Raw genomic sequence first — 16,047 nt, 5'->3', positions numbered from 1 at the left:
GTTCCCGCGGCAACAAAAATGAATCGCCGGATCAGTACCAGTTGACGGCCTGCGAGTGGCCCCACGCCGAGCACGGGGTGCCGTAGGCGCGCTGGATGTAGTCCAGGCCCCAGCGGATCTGCGTGGTGGCGTTGGTCTGCCAGTCGGATCCGGCGCTGGCCATCTTGCTGCCGGGGAGCGCCTGCGGGATGCCGGTCGCTCCACCGTTCGGGTTGTAGGCCTGGTAGTTCCAGCCCGACTCCTTGGTCCACAGCGAGTTCAGGCAGGAGAACTGGTCCGCACCCCAGCCGAAGTCCTCGGCGGCGATCAGAGCGGCGGCGTTCCGCGCGCCGTCAGGGGTGTTCGCCGCGGCGATGGCTGCTGCCTTCGCTGCGGCGGCCTCCTCGGCCTTCTTCTCGGCGACCGCGTCGTCCAGGCTCGCCTGGAGCGCCGTGGTCTGGGCCGTGACGAGCTTGCTCTGCACGGTGGTCGATTCGGTGAGCATCGAGCGGACGAAGCCGATCGCGTCCTCGTCCGACAGGGCGGCGACGGAGTTCTCGAGGCTGCTCGTATCGATGTCGGCGTCGATGTCGAAGCCGGAGTCCTCGACCTTGGCCGAGGTGTCAGCGGCCGTTGTCAGGGCGGCATCGGCCGACTCGAGGGCGCTCTCGGCTGCGGCCAGCTCGGCACGAAGCTCGCCCCGATCGATGACGGCTGCTCGTCCGGTCACGTCGGCGGTCGCGGGAGCTGCGGAGGTCAGTCCGGCCGTCGCGACGAGACCGAGAGCGGCCCCGGCGACGAGGGTGAGTGCGACGATGCGGCGGTGGGTGCGAACGGTTCGGCGGCGGGCACGGGTGGCGAGTCGGGTTTCAGGCATGACGAACGTAACGATCCTTTGACGTAGCTGAGCCGCTTCGGGGCGGCAGGTGCGCCCTCGGGTCGAGCGCACAAGGTAACGATTCTGTATCACGGAGCCTGTGCGAGACCTCCGTGGGGCCTGAATGCGCGGTGTGAGCGGGTTCCGCGAACTTCAGTACTCGGTGTTGCCAAGTACCAGTACCTAGTGTTACTTTCTACTGGTACTCAACAACACTGAGTAGAAGGAGGGGCGATGGCCAACCAGATGACCGAGATGCTCAAGGGCACGCTCGAGGGCATCGTGCTCGCGATCCTCGCCGATCGCCCTGCATACGGCTACGAGATCACGGCGCGACTGCGCGATGAGGGGTTCACCGACCTCGTCGAGGGCACCGTGTACGCGCTTCTCGTGCGGATCGAGCAGCGCGGGTTCGTGGACGTCAAGAAGGTTCCGTCTGAGAAGGGTCCGCCCCGCAAGGTGTACTCGCTGAACAGGCAGGGCCGCATTCAACTCGGCGAGTTCTGGAAGACGTGGAGCTTCCTCGCCGAGCGCATCGAACACCTCCACGGCACTCACAACCCCACCGACCAAGGAGACTGACAATGGCTGCAAAGTGGATCGAAGCGCTCACCGGATCGCTCGAGCAGAAGAAGAAGTACAAGCAGAGCATGGCGCGCATCGACGCCCTGCCCGCCCCCTATCGCGCCACGGCGATGGCGCTGCACCGCTACCTGATGGCATCCGGCGGAATCGTAGACGGCGAGACTCTGATCCACATGTTCGACGACTTCGCCGACCTGTGGGAGCAGGCGGCCGCCGACGGCACGCCGGTACGCGAGATCGTGGGGGACGACCCCTCCGAGTTCGCCGACACCTTCGCCCAGGCGTACGCGGGCAAGCACTGGGTCGACAAGGAGCGCAAGCGCCTCGCCGACGCCATCGACGCGGCCGTCGCCGAAGACCCGGAGCGAGAGCAATGATGATCACAGCACACGGCATCACGAAGTCGTTCAAGGACGTCCAGGTCCTGCGCGGCGTCGACTTCGAGGTCGAGGCGGGGTCGATCTTCGCTCTCCTCGGCTCGAACGGCGCCGGAAAGACGACACTCGTCCGTATTCTGTCGACCCTGCTCAAGGCGGATGGCGGCACCGCGACCGTCGACGGCCATGACGTCGCCGCAGCTCCTGGCGACGTCCGCGAGTCGATCAGCCTCACCGGGCAGTTCGCCGCGGTCGACGAGGTGCTCACCGGGCGTGAGAACCTCGTGCTCGTCGCGAAGCTGCGCCACCTCGCGGACCCGGGCGGGATCGCCGACGACATGCTCGCGCGCTTCTCGCTGACGGATGCCGGCGGCCGACGCGCCGGCACCTACTCCGGCGGTATGCGCCGCCGCCTCGACATCGCCATGAGCCTGGTCGGTCGTCCGTCGATCATCTTCCTGGATGAGCCGACCACGGGTCTTGACCCGCAGTCGCGCATCGAGGTGTGGCAGACGGTGCGGGACCTGGCGGATGCCGGCACCACGGTGCTGCTCACGACGCAGTACCTCGACGAGGCCGAACAACTCGCCGACCGGATCGCGATCCTCCACGAGGGCACGATCATTCAGAACGGCACGCTCGCAGAGCTCAAGAAGCTGCTGCCGGCCGCCGAAGTCGAATACATCGAGAAGCAACCGAGCCTCGAGGACGTCTTCCTCGCCCTGGTCGGCCCGTCTGCTGCAGAAGGGAACTGAGATGACCAGTCACGTCCTCAGCGACACCCGCGTTCTCACCGGGCGCTCGCTGCGCCACATCCTGCGCAGCCCCGACACGATCATCACCACCGCGATCACACCGATCGCCCTGCTCATGCTGTTCGTGTGGGTGTTCGGCGGCGCGATCGACACCGGGGGCAACGGCGCGTACATCGACTACATGCTCCCCGGCATCCTGCTCATCACGGTCGCCTCTGGCATCGCGTACACGGCCTACCGGCTGTTCCTCGACATGCAGGGTGGGATCTTCGAACGGTTCCAGTCGATGCCGATCGCGCGCTCGAGCGTGCTGTGGGCGCACGTGCTCACGTCGGCCGTGGCGAACATGCTGTCGGTCGCGATCGTGATCGGCGTGGCGTTCGCCATGGGGTTCCGCACAGGAGCGTCGTTCGGCGCATGGCTCGGCATCGCCGGCATCCTGCTGCTGTTCACGCTGGCACTGACCTGGCTGGCGGTGATCGCCGGGCTGTCGGCGAAGACCGTCGACGGCGCGAGCGCATTCAGCTACCCCCTCATCTTCCTGCCGTTCATCAGCTCGGCGTTCGTCCCGACGGCATCCATGCCGGGGCCGGTCGCCTGGTTCGCCGAGCACCAGCCGGTCACCTCGATCGTCAACACGATCCGCGCGCTGTTCGCCGGGCAGCCGGTGGGCGGCGACATCTGGATCGCGCTGGGCTGGCTCGTCGGCATCCTGGTCGTCGCCTATGCGTTCGCGGTGGCGGTGTATCGCAAGAAGCTGCGCTGAAGCGCGGGCGTCGCCCGCCCCACCCTTCTCGCATCGACGTATCAGGCCCGTAGGGTGGGCACGTGATCGTTCAGGAGATCGGCGATGGGGCGCCTCTAGTACTGGTCCACGGATTCGGCGTCGATCATCGGGTGGTGCTGCCGCTCGACGCGGCCGTGGCTTCCGCCGGGTGGCGCCGCATATATGTCGACCTTCCCTGGGTACCGCCCGTCGCTCCGGATGCTCCGGCCAGCACCCAGGCGGTGGCCGATGTGCTGGTCGCAGAGCTGCGAGGTCGGCTCGGCGACGAGCCCTTCGCAATCCTGGGGAACTCGTTCGGCGGGATGCTCGCCCGCTACGTCGCGCACGAGCTGCGCTCGCAGGTGCGCGGGCTCGCCACACTTGTCGGCGCTTTCGTTCCCTATGCCGCGGATCGGATGCTGCCTCCGCGGGAGATTCTGTTCGAGGATGACGAAGCGCGGCGTGCCGCAGGCGATGCCGCCGACGACTATGCCGAGATCGCCGTCGTGCAGTCCGTGGACTCTGCTCGTATTTTTGCTGAGTCGATCGCTCCGGCGGCTCGCGCTGCCGACGTGCGCCTTCTCGCCAAGATCGCGTCTTCGTACGCCCTCGATCGTGAGCCGGAGGCGGCGCATCCAGAGCCTTTCGACGCGCCGTCGCTGCATGTATTCGGCCGGCAGGATCAGGTCACCGGGTTCGAGGACGGACTCGCGCTTCGCGCGCATTACTCGCGGGGGACGTTCGCGATTGTGGATGCCGGTGGTCACAACGTGCCCCTTGAGCGGCCGGCGTTGGTCGCAGCGCTTGTCACGGACTGGCTCGCTCGCGTGGATGCCGCGCCCCGGGGCGATGCGAGATGATTCCGGTCGGTTCTGAGCGTCCAGAACCGACGAAAACAATCCCGCATCGGGACGCGGGGAAGTGTTCAGGCGAACGAGTCCTCGATCGCGACCATCCACGAGATGCCGAAGCGGTCGACGAGCATGCCGAACTCGCCGCCCCAGGGCGCGGCATCCAGCGGCATGACCGTTGTTCCGCCGTCGACGAGGCCGTCCCACGCGCGGTGCAGATAGTCCGTGTCGACCGATCCGCCGCTCAGCGAGACCGAGATGCCCTGCGGCGACTGGTACTCCATGCCGGTCGGGGTGTCGGATGCCATGAGCACCAGCCCGCCCGGAGCATTCAGCTGCGCATGCATGACCAGGTTCTCCTCGCCCGCGGCTGTGCCGCTGTCGGGCATCTCGCCGAACGTGCTGACGGCCAGGTCGCCGCCGAGCACGCTCTGATAGAACTCCATCGCCTCACGGGCGGAGTCGCGGAAGGACAGGTACGGGTTGAGGTTCGCCACGATCGCTCCTTGGTCGAGTGCTCGGATGCAACCAGTGTGCGCCCAGCATCCGCGATCCTCAATGGGTTCTGCGGCAACGTGATCGCGCCGCGATGCGTTCGCGCTACTCGACGAGCTTGCCCTCGGAGGACACCTCGCGGATGAGGTCCATGATCTCGGCGGGCACCGGCGGGATCTCCTCGCGCGTCACCCCCGTGCTCGGCGACCACACCAGGTTCACCCGCAGAGTCGGGTCCTCGTCGGGGAAGTCGCTGCGGTTGTGGCATCCACGTGTCTCGCGGCGCTCGAGAGCAGCTTCGAGGGTAGCCCGCGCGGCCAGCGCCGAGGCCTTCAGGTCGAACGCATGCGCGAGGTCCTGGAATCCGGCGATGTCCGGGTGGATGCCGACGTCGTGCATCCGGGCCTCGATCTCCTCGAGCTCCGCGAGCCCGGCGCGCAGACCCTCCTCCGAGCGCACGACGCCGGCGTGCTCGGTCATGGTGTTGCGGATCGCGCGCTGCAGCGCGCGGACGTTCTCGCGGCCATCGGCGGCCAGCAGGTCGTCGATCTCGGCGCGAGCCGCGGTCACGGCATCCGCAGATCGGTTCTGCGCCTCAAGACCCGCGGCGTGCGCCATCGCGGCCTGGCCGACGATCCGGCCGTACACGAGCAGCTCGATCAGCGAGTTGCCGCCGAGGCGGTTCGCGCCGTGCAGGCCGCTGGACGCCTCGCCGATCGCGTAGAGTCCGTCGACGTCGGTGCCGTGGTCGTCCGGCCTGACCCACACGCCGCCCATCGAGTAGTGCGCGGTCGGGGCGATCTCGATCGGGTCGACGGTGATGTCGAGCATCTGCAGCTCCATCATGGTCTGGTAGACCCGCGGCAGCCGGGTCATGATCGTCTCGCGCGGCAGGTGCGACACGTCGAGCCAGACGCCACCGTTCTCGGTTCCGCGCCCCTCCTTGATCTCGGTGTACGCGGCCAGCGCCACGCGGTCGCGGGTGGACAGCTCCATCCGCTCCGGGTCGTACTTCGCCATGAATCGCTCGCCGAGCGCGTTACGCAGGATGCCGCCCTCGCCGCGCGCGGCCTCGGAGATGAGCGTGCCCGCCGCGTTCTCCGGCTCGATGATGCCCGACGGATGGAACTGCACGAGCTCCGGGTCGCGCAGGCGGCCGCCTGCTTCGACCGCCAGACGGAACGAGTCGCCGGTGTTCTCGTCTCGGCGCGACGACGTGCGGCGCCAGATGCGGTTGTGTCCGCCGGCGGCGAGGATCACGGCATCCGCATGGATGAGGTAGCGCGTGCCGTCGGCCTGGTCGAAGCCGTAGGCGCCGAAGACGACGCCATCGCGCACGAGCAGGCGGGTGATGTAGGCGCCGTCGAGGATCGGCACATCGAGCTGCTCGGCGCGGCGCACGAGGGTGCGCTGGATCTCGAGACCGGTGTAGTCGCCGGCGAAAGCCGTGCGCCGGAACGTGTGCGCGCCGAAGAAGCGCTGCGAGATGCGTCCGTCGTCCTCGCGGGCGAAGTCCATGCCCCAGCGCTCGAGATCCCGGATGCCGCGCTCCGCGCCCTGCGTGACCACCTCGACCGTGTGCGGGTTCGCGAGGAAGTAGCTCTCCTTGATCGTGTCCGCGGCGTGCTGCTGCCACGTGTCGTCGGCGTCCATCGTGCCCAGCGCGGCGTTGATGCCGCCGGCGGCGAGCGAGGTGTGCGCGTCGTTCCGCGGCCGCTTCCCGACCGCGAGGACGTCGACGCCGTGCTCGGCGACCTCGATCGCGGCGCGGAGGCCCGAGCCGCCGGTGCCGATGACGAGGACGGTGGTGGAGATCTGGCGTTCGCGAGTGCTCATGAGATCAACGGTAAGAACCGGAAGCCGATAACTCCAATGCATTGTTCGCGTAGTCACGATAGACTGGTGGCATGAACTTGGAGCAGCTCAGGGGATTCGTCGCGGTCGCTGAACTCGGGCACTTCACGCGTGCGTCCGAGAAGCTGCACCTCGCCCAGCCATCGCTCAGTCGACAGATCTCGACCCTCGAGCAGGAGCTCGGTGCTGAGCTGTTCCATCGTGCGCGCGGCAATATCTCACTCACGGCCGCCGGCGAGACGCTGCTGCCCCGTGCGCGCCGGATGCTGGCGGATGCCGAGGCCATTCGCTCCGAGATGGCCGAGCTCGCCGGGCTCCAGCGCGGTCGCGTTCGGCTCGGCGCCACCCCGACGCTGTGCATCAGTCTCGTCGCCGAGGTGCTGCGGGCATTCCACGACGCGTACCCTGGCGTGGAGCTGCAGCTGGTCGAGGGCGGCTCGAACCTGCTGATCGAGCAGCTCGCCGGTGGGGCCGTCGACATGGCCCTGGTCACGATGTCGGACGGGCAGCCGGTCGCGGGCCCCGCGCTCGTGCGCACCCCGCTGCTCACCGAGGAGCTGGTCGTGGTCTCGTCGGCGGATGCGCAGCCGATCACCGACGGCTCGATCGACCTCGAGGGGCTGGCCCAGCTGCCGCTGGTCGCCCTGGCCGACAGTTACGACCTGCGCGGGGCGACGGATGCCGCGTTCGAGGCTGCGGGGCTGACGCCATCCCTCGTGGTCGAGGGCGCCGAGATGGATGCCGTGCTGCGATTCGTCGAACGAGGTCTCGGCGTCGCCGTCGTACCAGCAACCGTGCCCGTTGATCGGCCGACGCTGCGGTCAGCGCGGCTGACGGATCCGCAGTTGGAGCGCACCATCGTCCTCGCCCACCGGAGCGACGTGAACCCGACCCGCGCGGCCGCCGCGATGCGAGCGGTGATCGTGAGTACGGCCGACTACCTCGCGGCGCGCTCGCCGGAGACGCTGCATCCGGTCACGCCGATGTCGTGAGCGACGACGGCCGCACGGCGCGACGCACGAGCTCTCGCGTGAGCATCAGCGCGATGACGAGCACAGTGACCGACAGGAATCCGCCGAGGTGGACGGCGTCGCCGAGCACGAGGTCAGTGAGCCACAGGATCAAGAACTTGCTCGCACCGGCGGTGAGCATGAGAGCGGCCGTGCTGACGATCCGGCCACGTCGGTTCTGAGCTGCTCGGATCCGCTTGACGATGCGGGTCTTCGCTGCCACAGCGAGCTCGAGCACGAGCTTCAGCACGATGGCGGTCACGAACGACACGAGGAAGGACTCCGAGATGATGTCGGGTGCGAACTCCACGAACAGTGCGAGCACTGTCGTGTACGCGAACACGTCGACGACGTCGATCGCGCGTGGCATCCATCTCCGAATCGACGTCCTCACGATCGCAACCCTAAGTCAGTCCCGGCGCGTTGCGGGGACTTCTTTCGGATGCAGGACACCGGATGCCGTGCCGAGCGCCGCACCGATGATGGTGTCGATGACGCGCTCCAACGCCACGTCCATCGACCCGATCTGACCGGTCGCCGCGCCCGTGAGCAGCAGCACGAGGGGAGTGATGATCATCAGCGCCAGCGCGTAGTGGCGCACGACGACGAGCTCGACGGAGAACTGCATGATGCCGAGCAGCAGGGCGATCCAGAGTCCGTGCGGATGCAGTAGCGCCAGCAGCGCGTACACGCCGACGCCGAGCACGGTGCCCAACATCCGGTGCAGGCCGCGCTGGAAGGCCGCGCGGCGGTCGGCGGCGACGCCGATCACGGCGATCGCGGCGCCCACGATCCAGTAGCTGCGCGCGGGGTCGACGAAGAAGCCGATCAGCACGCCGAGCAGCGCGACGATGACCACCCGCAGCAGGCGCAGGCGTGACGCGTCATCGAGGGCCGGGCCGGGCAAGAGCTCGCGCAGCGGACGGGGAGGGTGGGCTCGCACGCGTCGGATCAGCAGCGGCGACATCGCGACCACGTACGAGAACAGACAGCCGGAGGCGATCGCGGCAGTGTACGTGAGCGGCGCGATCGCAGCGTGGCCGGTCACCTGGGCGGAGAGCCCGAACACGAGCACGAAGAAGAGCGGCCCCGGAGGGCCGAGCCGGAAGCCGAACGAGAGCCCGGCGGCGACGAGGGCGATCACGACGATGCCGATGGTCACCAGCCAGCTGCTGGCTCCGGCGAACGCGCCGAGCGCAGCACTCACGATGAGGGCGGCAGCGACGATCGGCAGCACGCGGGCACGATCGACGACAGGGGCCGCGCCTGCGAACAGCACGGTGAAGGCGCCGGAACCGGCGATGTAGCCGAGCGTCGGGTCGCCCAGCAGGGTCATCACGGCGATGGGAACAGCCATGCCGATCGCCGCCTGCAGGCCGAGCTGCCACCGCGGGCCGCTGGGTGGGGCGAAGGCGAACAGGCTCACCCGTCCATTCTCTCGCGACTCGCGACCTGGACGTCGGGACCTGGACGTCAGGGGTGCTGCGTGGCGACCCACTCCGCAAAGGTCTGCGTGCCGAGATCGGCAGCCGAGCCGGGCAGCGCCAGCCCAGCGCGCATCCCCTTCATCTGCTTGGTCGGGATGCTGATCGAGGGAACCCAGCCGCGATGGCCGATGGCGTTCGCATAAGCCTTGACCATGGCATCCAGGGCCTCCTCGCGCGGTCCGGCGATATCGCGGGCGCGTCCCTGCGGGGTTCCGGATGCCACGTCGGCGAGACGCTTGCCGACCTCAGCAGCCGCGATCGGCTGGGTGCGCGCCCGCGGAGCGAGGTGCAGAGGACCGGCCTTGGCGCCGGAGAACATCTGCGCCGCGAACTCGTGGAACTGCGTGGCGCGCTGGATGGTCCACGGCACCGGCGACGACTCCACGACCTGCTCCTGCGCTACCTTGCCCGCGTAGTAGTCGTACGGCATCCGGTCGATCCCCACGATCGAGAGCAGCACGAGGTGTCGCACACCGGCACGCTCTGAGGCTTGCACCAGGTTGCCCGTGGCTGTCGTGAAGAACTCGATCGCGGCATCCGCGTTCAGGGTCGAGACGTTCGCGGTGTCGATGACGGCGTCGACTCCGTCGAGGGCGGCATCCAGGCCGGCGCCGGTGAGGAGGTCGACGCCCTGGGAGCGCGTGAGGATGACAGCCTCATGCCCGGCGGCCCGCACCGCGTCGACGGTCGGTGCACCGACGACTCCTGTCCCGCCTGCGATAGCGATCTTCATGTGGTGGTCTCCTTCTCGTTGTCGATTCTCGTGGACTGGGGGTGTGCGGCGCGAGGGCCGGGGAGAATGAGCACGACGCCGAGCAGAAGGCTCCCGCCGAGCCCGATGATGTTGCCGATCACGTCGATGAGCGGCATGCCTCCGAATTGGGCGGCGTGGTAGATCAGGTGCGGCAGCCCGAAGACCGTCCACGCCACCCCGACGACTCGGCCCGACTCGGGGCTGCGGGTGAACGTCGCAGCGACGCTGGCTGCGGCCAAGGCGAGGTACAGCGCTCCGACGTCGCGGATCAGGTGCTCGTTGAACGGTCCGTCCACGGCGATCCACATGCGCCCGAGACCGGGGAACGCGTCGTAGAAGGATGCCGGCCACGCGGCGGCCCACAACCCGACGAACGTGCCGATCGCTGCGGTGACTCCCAGCAGGATGCGTCTCAGTTTGATGCTCATACCTCTTCGACGATGCAGGCGCCTCGAATGTGAGCCGCGACCTCACATTCGCCCTCGCTGCGTCGTCGTAGCCGTGGAAGCAGGAAGTGCGGAAGGATGTGACGGGATGGACGCGATCGACGACCTCGAGGCGGAGCGGCGGACGCTGCTCGCGCTCGGCTATCGGATGCTCGGCACGGTCGCCGACGCTGAGGATGCCGTGCAGGAGACCTACCTGCGCTGGTACCGGATGCCGGCGGAGGAGCGCGCCCGCATCGACAATCCAGCGGCCTGGCTGACCAGGGTCGCCGGGCGGGTGTGTCTCGATCTGCTCGGCTCCGCGCGAGCCCGACGCGAACGGTACGTCGGCGAGTGGCTGCCAGAGCCCGTGCCGGGGGAGTCGGCCATCGCGGCATCCGTTCCGGCCGACCCGCTCGACCGGGTGACGCTCGACGAATCGGTGAGCGTGGCGCTCTTGGTGGTTCTGGAGTCGCTCACCCCGGCCGAACGCGTCGCGTTCGTGCTGCACGACGTCTTCGCGGTGCCGTTCGCCGAGATAGCCGAGACCGTCGGACGCAGTCCCGACGCGACCAGGCAGCTCGCATCGCAGGCGCGTCGACGCATCCGCGAACGGCGCGCGGGCATCGCCTCGCGCGAGCAGCACGACGCCGTTGCGCGCGCCTTCGCCGAGGCGACGGCGACGGGCGACCTCGCCGCGCTCATCGGGATCCTGGATCCGGACGTCGTGCTGCGCTCGGACGGCGGCGGCAAGATCTCGGCTGCCCGTCGCCCGGTGTTCGGAGCCGACAGGGTGGCACGGTTCCTGCTCGGCGTTCCGCACCTCGAGCCGACGGCGGCCATCGAGCCGACGCTGACGCCAGAAGGATTGGCATTCCTCGTGCGTGTCGACGGCCGTGCCGACTCGGTCATCTCGGTCGATGTCGCGGGCGACAGGATCACCGAGATCTACCTCGTCCGCAACCCCGACAAGCTCACGCTCTGGCGCTGAGGGCGGCGACAGCGCGCCGATAGCATGAGCCCATGCACGCTGTCGTCGCACGCCCCGGCATCGCCGAACGCCTTTCACGCATGATCCAGCTGCCGACCGTGTCGGCCGAGCTCGAGCAGCGAGGGATGCAGCCGTTCGAGGACTTCGTCTCGCTCATCGCCGACCTCTACCCGCTCACGCACGAGCATCTCGAGCTCGAGCGTCACACGGACCTCGGGCTGCTGTTCCGCTGGAGGAGCGCATCGGATGCCGCGCCTCTCGTGCTCATGGCGCACTACGACGTCGTGCCCGTCGACGAGTCCGACCCGTGGACCCACCCGCCGTTCGCCGGCACGATCGCTGACGGTCGGGTCTACGGCCGCGGGACGCTCGACGACAAGGGTCCGCTGATCGTCGTGCTCGAAGCCGTCGAGAACCTGCTCGCCGCCGGGTTCACGCCGGCGCGCGACGTGTACCTGTCGTTCGGCGGGAACGAGGAGACGTTCGGGGCGGCAGCGGTCGAGATCGCGCGGGTCTTCCAGGAGCGTGGGCTCGTTCCGTGGCTCGTCGTCGATGAGGGCGGGGCGGTGGTGGATGCTCCGCTGTCGTTCGTGCAGGGACGAGCGGCGATGATCGGCGTGGGGGAGAAGGGCGTGCTGACGCTCCGCCTCAGTGCGCGGGGTGACGGCGGGCACGCGTCGGCACCGCCCGCTCTGACCGCGGTGCGCCGCATCGCACGGGCCGTGAATCGGTTGGGCCCCGGCACGTTCCGGCCCCACACGCCGAAGGCGATCTCGCGGATGCTGTCGCAGTTCTCCGAGCAGGCGACAGGGCCGTCGCGGCTGCTGCTGAAGGTGCTCGCGGCCGTGCCGCCGTTGAATGCCCGCATCTTCGCCGCGCTCGGCGGGGAGCCCGCGGCGATGGTCAGGACGACGGTCGCTCCCACGATGCAGTCAGGAGGAACCGCGGCCAACGTCATCCCCTCCCAGGCATCCGCCACCGTGAACCTGCGCATCGCACTCGGCGAGACCGTCGACGACGCCGTCGCACGTGTGCGGCGCCGTATCCGTGACCCGCTGGTCTCGATCGACGTCCTCGAGCGCAGCGAGCCGTCACCGGAGTCTCCGACCGACAACGAGCAGTTCGCGCTGCTCGGCCGCGCGCTGGAGGAGGCCTTCCCCGGCGTGCGGCCCGTCCCGTACGTGATGATGGCGGCGACCGACTCGCGTCACTTCCACCGGTTCTCGCCCGCGGTGTACCGGTTCGCGCCGCTGGAGATGTCGAACGCGCAGCGCGCGGCGATTCATGGCGTGGATGAGAGCGTCGAGATCGCTACGCTCGAGCGAGGCGAGATGTTCCACCGGGCTCTGCTCGAGCACCTCGACTGACCCGCCTGACCCGAATGGAGCAATGATGCCCCGTACCGCGACCCTGGGCGCGCTCGCCGCCGTCGTCGGATTCCTCGCGTTCGTCGAGTTCACCAGCGGCGTCCTGCAGGGCTATTACACGCCGATGCTGTCCGACATCGCGCGTAACCTGCAGATCCACGACGCCGACGTCAACTGGTTCGAGGGCACGCAGCTTATGCTCTCGGCGCTGGTCGTTCCGGCATTCGCGAAACTCGGCGACATGGTCGGCCACAAGCGGATGCTGCTTATCTCCACGGCCCTGACCGCAGCCGCTGCGCTGGCGCTGCCGTTCACGGATTCGTTCTGGGTGTTCCTGATCGCGTGGACGCTGATGGGGTTCTACGTCGTCTGGCTGCCTCTGGAGATCGCCCTGATCTGGTCGCGCTCGCGTCGGATGGAGGGGCGGTCTGTCATCACGGCGCGGGCGGCGGGACTCCTGGTCGCAGCGCTCGAGGGCGGGGCGATCCTCGGCGCGCTGCTGGGCGGCGCGCTCATCGATGTGCTGCCGTTGACGATCGTGCTGCTCATCCCGGCGCTGCTGGTCGTCGTGTGCTTCTTCGTGATCCTGTTCGGGGTGAAGGAGTCGCCGGAGCAGAATGGCGGCGTCCTCGACACCGTGGGGCTCGTGCTCATCTCGATGGCGCTGATCTGCTTCACCGGAGGCCTCAGCCTGCTTCGACTCGACGGGGGACTCGTGAACCCGTGGTCGTGGGCCGTCGTCGTGCTCGGGCTGCTGCTGATCGTGCCGTTCGTGCTGTGGGAGCTGCGCCACGACGACCCGCTGATCGATGTGCGGATGTTCCGCTCGCCGGCGCTCGGCCCTGTGTTCCTGACCGCTGGCCTGTTCGGCGTCAGCGTGCTCGGCGCACAGGCGCCGCTGTCGACGTTCGCGCGGACCGACCCCGAGGTGTACGGCTACGGGTTGGGAACGACGGGGTTCGCGACCTCGCTGATCATCGGCATCTACCTGATCGGCATGATCGCCGGCGCGCTGCTTTTCCCCGTGATCGCGCGGCCCGCGACACCCCGGGTCACCCTGATCGGAGCATCCGCGCTGGTCGCGATCGGGTTCCTGCTGTTCCTGCCGTTCCACGATGCGTATCTGCAGGTCATCGTCAACATGGTGATCGTCGGGCTCGGATCCGGTGCGCTGGTCGCCGCTCTCCCGGCGGCCGCGGCGTCCGCCGCTCCCGAGACCCAGACCGGTGTCGCGACGGGACTGACCAACTCGGTGAAGACGGTCGGTGGCGCGATCGCCTCGTGCGTGTTCGGCATCGCGCTGCTGCACGGGGTTGCCTCGACCTCAGGCGGTGCCGAGGGGACAGCGGGTTCGCTGGCGGGCTACTTCACCGTCTGGATCGTCTGCGGCGTGACAGCGCTGCTCGCCGCGGTGCTGCTGCTGTTCGTTCCGAAGCAGGCGTTCACCGACCGGGTCGCCGAGGTGGACGTGACGCCCGTCGTGTGATGCGAGGCGGGGCGTCGAGCGAACGGAGCGGGACGACACGCGCTGAGCGAGCGGAGCGAGTCGAAGTCGGCTGCGGAATCTCAGCACTCAGTGCGGTGCGTGGTACTCGGCCTCGCCGCGCTTCCAGTAGCCCTTCACGACGGCGTGGGCGGTGTCGACGCCCCAGCGCGCGAGGAGGGCGCGGCCAGGCTTGACCACCGACTGCTCGGCCGCGATGAACACGAACGAGTCCGAGCCGACAGCATCCGCTTCACCCAGTCCCTCGAGGAAGGCGATCAGGGCGGAGCCGGCCGGCTCGTCACCGCGGTGCAGCCATTCGGGCTTCACCGGAGCGTCGATCTCGATCTCGTCCTCCGCGCCGTGCACCTCGATGACGACGCGTGCCGGCTGCTCTCCGATCAGCGCCGCGAACCGGCGAATCGCGGGGATCGCCGTCTCGTCGCCGGCGAGGAACCACGACCCTGGTGTCCCGGTGATCACAGCGGAGCCTCGTGGCCCACCGACGCCGATCCGGGATCCGATCGGAGCCGTCGCGGCCCAGCGCGCGGCGATTCCCTCGTCGCCGTGAACGGCGAACTCCACCTCGAGCCAGTTCTCGTCCCAGACCAGCGGCGTGTACTCGCGGCTCGGGGCGGCGCGAAGCTCCTCGATGGAATCCGGCATCCGATCAGGGAAGAACAGCCGCATGTGGTCGTCGCTGCCGAGTGAAGCGAAGCCGAAGAGGTCGTCGCCTTCGAGCCGCACGCGCACATAGTTCGGGGCGAGCTGCTCGCGTGCGACGAGGGCGACCTCGCGGAACTGGAGGGCGAGCATCTTGCGCTCGAGCGAGAACGACGATTTCGGATCGGCCATGATTTCAGGCTAGCCTGATTCCGGATCCCTTCAGGTAAGCCTTACCTTACTAACCTCGACACGCAGCAGAACAGGAGTCCCTTCCATGTCCATGCCCAGAACTCTCGCAGTGGCCGCTCTCGGTGCCGTCTCACTCCTCGCTCTCGCTGGGTGCAGCGCACCCGCGGATGCCGAAACCCCCGAGAACGCAGCCGAGGACTATTACCCGATCACGGTCACCGACCTCGCAGGCAACGAGGTGACGATCGAGAGCGCGGACAGCGTCGCCGTCACGGACAACCGCTTCTTCCAGCTCGCAGCGGACTGGGACCTTCCGGTCTCCGTCGCCCCGCGCGACCTCATGAGCCCCGAGAACCCGCTCGCCGCCGATGAGGAGATCCTGAACATCGGCACGCACGGTGAGCCCGACTTCGAGCAGATCGTGGCGGCAGACCCCGATCTCATCATCAACGGCTACCGCTTCAGCGCGGAGGAGAACGCACAGGGCGTGAAGGATGCCGCACCAGACGCCGCGTTCGTCGACATGACCGGCCCCGAGGATCAGTCGGTCGACGAGTACGTCACCGAGAGCATCACGCTGATGGGCGAGGTCTTCAACCGGGAGGCCGAGGCGGAGGCGCTGATCGAGGAGTTCCACACCGCGGTCGACGGCGCCAAGAACGCCTATGACCCCGAGTCCACCGTCATGGGGTTGATCACGTCGGGCGGAGAGATCAACTACGCCAACCCGATCGACGGCCGTGGATCGAGCATCTTCTTCGATCTGCTCGGCCTCACCCCGGCGCTCGACGCCGAGGGGTCGGAGAACCACACCGGCGACAGCGTCTCGCTCGAGGCGCTCGCCGGCGCGAACGCCGATTTCTTCACGGTGCTCGACCGTGACGCCGCCGTCGGCGAGGGCGAGGTCACCCCGGCACTCGACCTGATCAACAGTTCCGCGGCGCTGGCGAATGTGCCCGCCGTGAAGAACGAAGCGATCTATGTCTTCCCCGCGGACTACTACCTCACCGAGGACGTGTTCGCCTACATCACTGTTCTGAACGGCCTCGCCGACCTCTTCGGAGAGAATTGACCCGCTGAGTACTTCAGACGCGTCGCCGCCGAGAGCCTCGGCGGCGACGCGTCTCGCAGAACGG

The 16,047-nt window shown here is 68.3% G+C and carries 18 protein-coding genes; 10 read left to right on the top strand and 8 right to left on the bottom strand.

Annotation, left to right across the window (positions count from 1 at the left end; translation table 11 throughout):
• Positions 1-31: 31 nt before the first annotated feature.
• Entirely contained in the window at positions 32-856 is an 825-nt protein-coding gene (locus tag KHB019_RS06910; RefSeq protein WP_230101532.1) for a phospholipase, read from the bottom strand.
• Between the two features lie 234 nt (positions 857-1,090).
• Between KHB019_RS06910 and KHB019_RS06905 the strand changes: the two genes are divergently transcribed.
• From KHB019_RS06905 to KHB019_RS06885, 5 genes are all read left to right on the top strand, one after another.
• On the top strand, positions 1,091-1,438 hold the full coding sequence (locus tag KHB019_RS06905) for a PadR family transcriptional regulator (RefSeq protein WP_230101531.1): 348 nt from the start codon (positions 1,091-1,093) through the stop codon (positions 1,436-1,438).
• 2 nt (positions 1,439-1,440) lie between these two features.
• Entirely contained in the window at positions 1,441-1,818 is a 378-nt protein-coding gene (locus KHB019_RS06900) for a DUF1048 domain-containing protein (protein WP_230101530.1), read from the top strand.
• A complete protein-coding gene (locus tag KHB019_RS06895) occupies positions 1,815-2,573 on the top strand; it encodes an ABC transporter ATP-binding protein (RefSeq protein ID WP_337458457.1) in 759 nt (252 codons plus the stop codon). The genes KHB019_RS06900 and KHB019_RS06895 overlap by 4 nt, the downstream gene beginning before the upstream one ends.
• Before the next feature lies 1 nt (position 2,574).
• Positions 2,575-3,339, top strand: a complete 765-nt coding sequence (locus KHB019_RS06890) for an ABC transporter permease (RefSeq protein ID WP_230101528.1) — start codon at positions 2,575-2,577, stop codon at positions 3,337-3,339.
• 62 nt (positions 3,340-3,401) lie between these two features.
• Positions 3,402-4,199 (top strand): alpha/beta fold hydrolase, encoded by a 798-nt coding sequence (locus tag KHB019_RS06885; protein WP_230101527.1) that lies wholly within the window; start codon positions 3,402-3,404, stop codon positions 4,197-4,199.
• Positions 4,200-4,264: 65 nt separating this feature from the next.
• Here the strand turns inward: KHB019_RS06885 and KHB019_RS06880 are convergent, their stop codons facing one another.
• On the bottom strand, positions 4,265-4,687 hold the full coding sequence (locus KHB019_RS06880; protein WP_414684007.1) for a VOC family protein: 423 nt from the start codon (positions 4,685-4,687) through the stop codon (positions 4,265-4,267).
• Positions 4,688-4,790: 103 nt separating this feature from the next.
• Positions 4,791-6,521 carry an L-aspartate oxidase gene (locus KHB019_RS06875; RefSeq protein ID WP_337458456.1) on the bottom strand — a complete coding sequence of 577 codons (1,731 nt, stop codon included), beginning with the start codon at positions 6,519-6,521 and terminating at the stop codon, positions 4,791-4,793.
• Positions 6,522-6,592: 71 nt separating this feature from the next.
• Here KHB019_RS06875 and KHB019_RS06870 point away from each other — a divergent pair, with 71 nt between their 5' ends.
• Positions 6,593-7,531, top strand: coding sequence for a LysR family transcriptional regulator (locus tag KHB019_RS06870; RefSeq protein ID WP_230101525.1), 939 nt, complete (start codon positions 6,593-6,595; stop codon positions 7,529-7,531).
• On the opposite strand, the gene KHB019_RS06865 is transcribed toward KHB019_RS06870, so the two are convergent.
• From KHB019_RS06865 to KHB019_RS06850, 4 genes are read right to left on the bottom strand one after another with little or no spacing between them, the layout of a single operon-like run.
• Positions 7,515-7,919 (bottom strand): hypothetical protein, encoded by a 405-nt coding sequence (locus KHB019_RS06865; RefSeq protein ID WP_230101524.1) that lies wholly within the window; start codon positions 7,917-7,919, stop codon positions 7,515-7,517. The genes KHB019_RS06870 and KHB019_RS06865 overlap by 17 nt on opposite strands.
• A gap of 39 nt (positions 7,920-7,958) precedes the next feature.
• The gene (locus KHB019_RS06860) at positions 7,959-8,975 is read right to left on the bottom strand and encodes an FUSC family protein (RefSeq protein WP_337458455.1); all 1,017 of its coding nucleotides are present in this window, start codon (positions 8,973-8,975) and stop codon (positions 7,959-7,961) included.
• A gap of 47 nt (positions 8,976-9,022) precedes the next feature.
• Positions 9,023-9,769 (bottom strand): SDR family oxidoreductase, encoded by a 747-nt coding sequence (locus tag KHB019_RS06855; protein ID WP_337458454.1) that lies wholly within the window; start codon positions 9,767-9,769, stop codon positions 9,023-9,025.
• Complete coding sequence (locus KHB019_RS06850) at positions 9,766-10,218, bottom strand: hypothetical protein (protein ID WP_337458453.1); 453 nt, start codon at positions 10,216-10,218, stop codon at positions 9,766-9,768. The genes KHB019_RS06855 and KHB019_RS06850 overlap by 4 nt, the downstream gene beginning before the upstream one ends.
• 106 nt (positions 10,219-10,324) lie before the next feature.
• Between KHB019_RS06850 and sigJ the strand changes: the two genes are divergently transcribed.
• From sigJ to KHB019_RS06835, 3 genes are read left to right on the top strand one after another with little or no spacing between them, the layout of a single operon-like run.
• On the top strand, positions 10,325-11,206 hold the full coding sequence (sigJ, locus tag KHB019_RS06845) for an RNA polymerase sigma factor SigJ (RefSeq protein WP_337458452.1): 882 nt from the start codon (positions 10,325-10,327) through the stop codon (positions 11,204-11,206).
• Between the two features lie 32 nt (positions 11,207-11,238).
• On the top strand, positions 11,239-12,573 hold the full coding sequence (locus KHB019_RS06840; protein ID WP_337458451.1) for a M20/M25/M40 family metallo-hydrolase: 1,335 nt from the start codon (positions 11,239-11,241) through the stop codon (positions 12,571-12,573).
• Positions 12,574-12,598: 25 nt separating this feature from the next.
• A complete protein-coding gene (locus tag KHB019_RS06835; protein WP_230101916.1) occupies positions 12,599-14,059 on the top strand; it encodes an MFS transporter in 1,461 nt (486 codons plus the stop codon).
• Between the two features lie 87 nt (positions 14,060-14,146).
• On the opposite strand, the gene KHB019_RS06830 is transcribed toward KHB019_RS06835, so the two are convergent.
• Positions 14,147-14,911 carry a siderophore-interacting protein gene (locus KHB019_RS06830; RefSeq protein ID WP_230101518.1) on the bottom strand — a complete coding sequence of 255 codons (765 nt, stop codon included), beginning with the start codon at positions 14,909-14,911 and terminating at the stop codon, positions 14,147-14,149.
• A gap of 85 nt (positions 14,912-14,996) precedes the next feature.
• Between KHB019_RS06830 and KHB019_RS06825 the strand changes: the two genes are divergently transcribed.
• Complete coding sequence (locus KHB019_RS06825; protein WP_337458450.1) at positions 14,997-15,983, top strand: ABC transporter substrate-binding protein; 987 nt, start codon at positions 14,997-14,999, stop codon at positions 15,981-15,983.
• Positions 15,984-16,047 lie beyond the last annotated feature (64 nt).

Source organism: Microbacterium sp. KHB019, assembly GCF_037285405.1.
Classification (GTDB): domain Bacteria; phylum Actinomycetota; class Actinomycetes; order Actinomycetales; family Microbacteriaceae; genus Microbacterium.
The sequence above is the reverse complement of the archived record's forward strand: the minus strand, read 5'-3'. Positions and strand labels throughout refer to the sequence as shown.

What these genes read in the sequence shown, in the direction of transcription:
- KHB019_RS06825 (WP_337458450.1), top strand. Translation starts at nt 14,997, where the DNA reads ATGTCCATGCCCAGAACTCTCGCAGTGGCCGCTCTCGGTGCCGTCTCA.
- sigJ (WP_337458452.1), top strand. Translation starts at nt 10,325, where the DNA reads ATGGACGCGATCGACGACCTCGAGGCGGAGCGGCGGACGCTGCTCGCG.
- KHB019_RS06855 (WP_337458454.1), bottom strand. Translation starts at nt 9,769, where the DNA reads ATGAAGATCGCTATCGCAGGCGGGACAGGAGTCGTCGGTGCACCGACC.
- KHB019_RS06900 (WP_230101530.1), top strand. Translation starts at nt 1,441, where the DNA reads ATGGCTGCAAAGTGGATCGAAGCGCTCACCGGATCGCTCGAGCAGAAG.
- KHB019_RS06875 (WP_337458456.1), bottom strand. Translation starts at nt 6,521, where the DNA reads ATGAGCACTCGCGAACGCCAGATCTCCACCACCGTCCTCGTCATCGGC.
- KHB019_RS06910 (WP_230101532.1), bottom strand. Translation starts at nt 856, where the DNA reads ATGCCTGAAACCCGACTCGCCACCCGTGCCCGCCGCCGAACCGTTCGC.
- KHB019_RS06905 (WP_230101531.1), top strand. Translation starts at nt 1,091, where the DNA reads ATGGCCAACCAGATGACCGAGATGCTCAAGGGCACGCTCGAGGGCATC.
- KHB019_RS06890 (WP_230101528.1), top strand. Translation starts at nt 2,575, where the DNA reads ATGACCAGTCACGTCCTCAGCGACACCCGCGTTCTCACCGGGCGCTCG.
- KHB019_RS06870 (WP_230101525.1), top strand. Translation starts at nt 6,593, where the DNA reads ATGAACTTGGAGCAGCTCAGGGGATTCGTCGCGGTCGCTGAACTCGGG.
- KHB019_RS06850 (WP_337458453.1), bottom strand. Translation starts at nt 10,218, where the DNA reads ATGAGCATCAAACTGAGACGCATCCTGCTGGGAGTCACCGCAGCGATC.
- KHB019_RS06895 (WP_337458457.1), top strand. Translation starts at nt 1,815, where the DNA reads ATGATGATCACAGCACACGGCATCACGAAGTCGTTCAAGGACGTCCAG.
- KHB019_RS06835 (WP_230101916.1), top strand. Translation starts at nt 12,599, where the DNA reads ATGCCCCGTACCGCGACCCTGGGCGCGCTCGCCGCCGTCGTCGGATTC.
- KHB019_RS06865 (WP_230101524.1), bottom strand. Translation starts at nt 7,919, where the DNA reads ATGCCACGCGCGATCGACGTCGTCGACGTGTTCGCGTACACGACAGTG.
- KHB019_RS06840 (WP_337458451.1), top strand. Translation starts at nt 11,239, where the DNA reads ATGCACGCTGTCGTCGCACGCCCCGGCATCGCCGAACGCCTTTCACGC.
- KHB019_RS06830 (WP_230101518.1), bottom strand. Translation starts at nt 14,911, where the DNA reads ATGGCCGATCCGAAATCGTCGTTCTCGCTCGAGCGCAAGATGCTCGCC.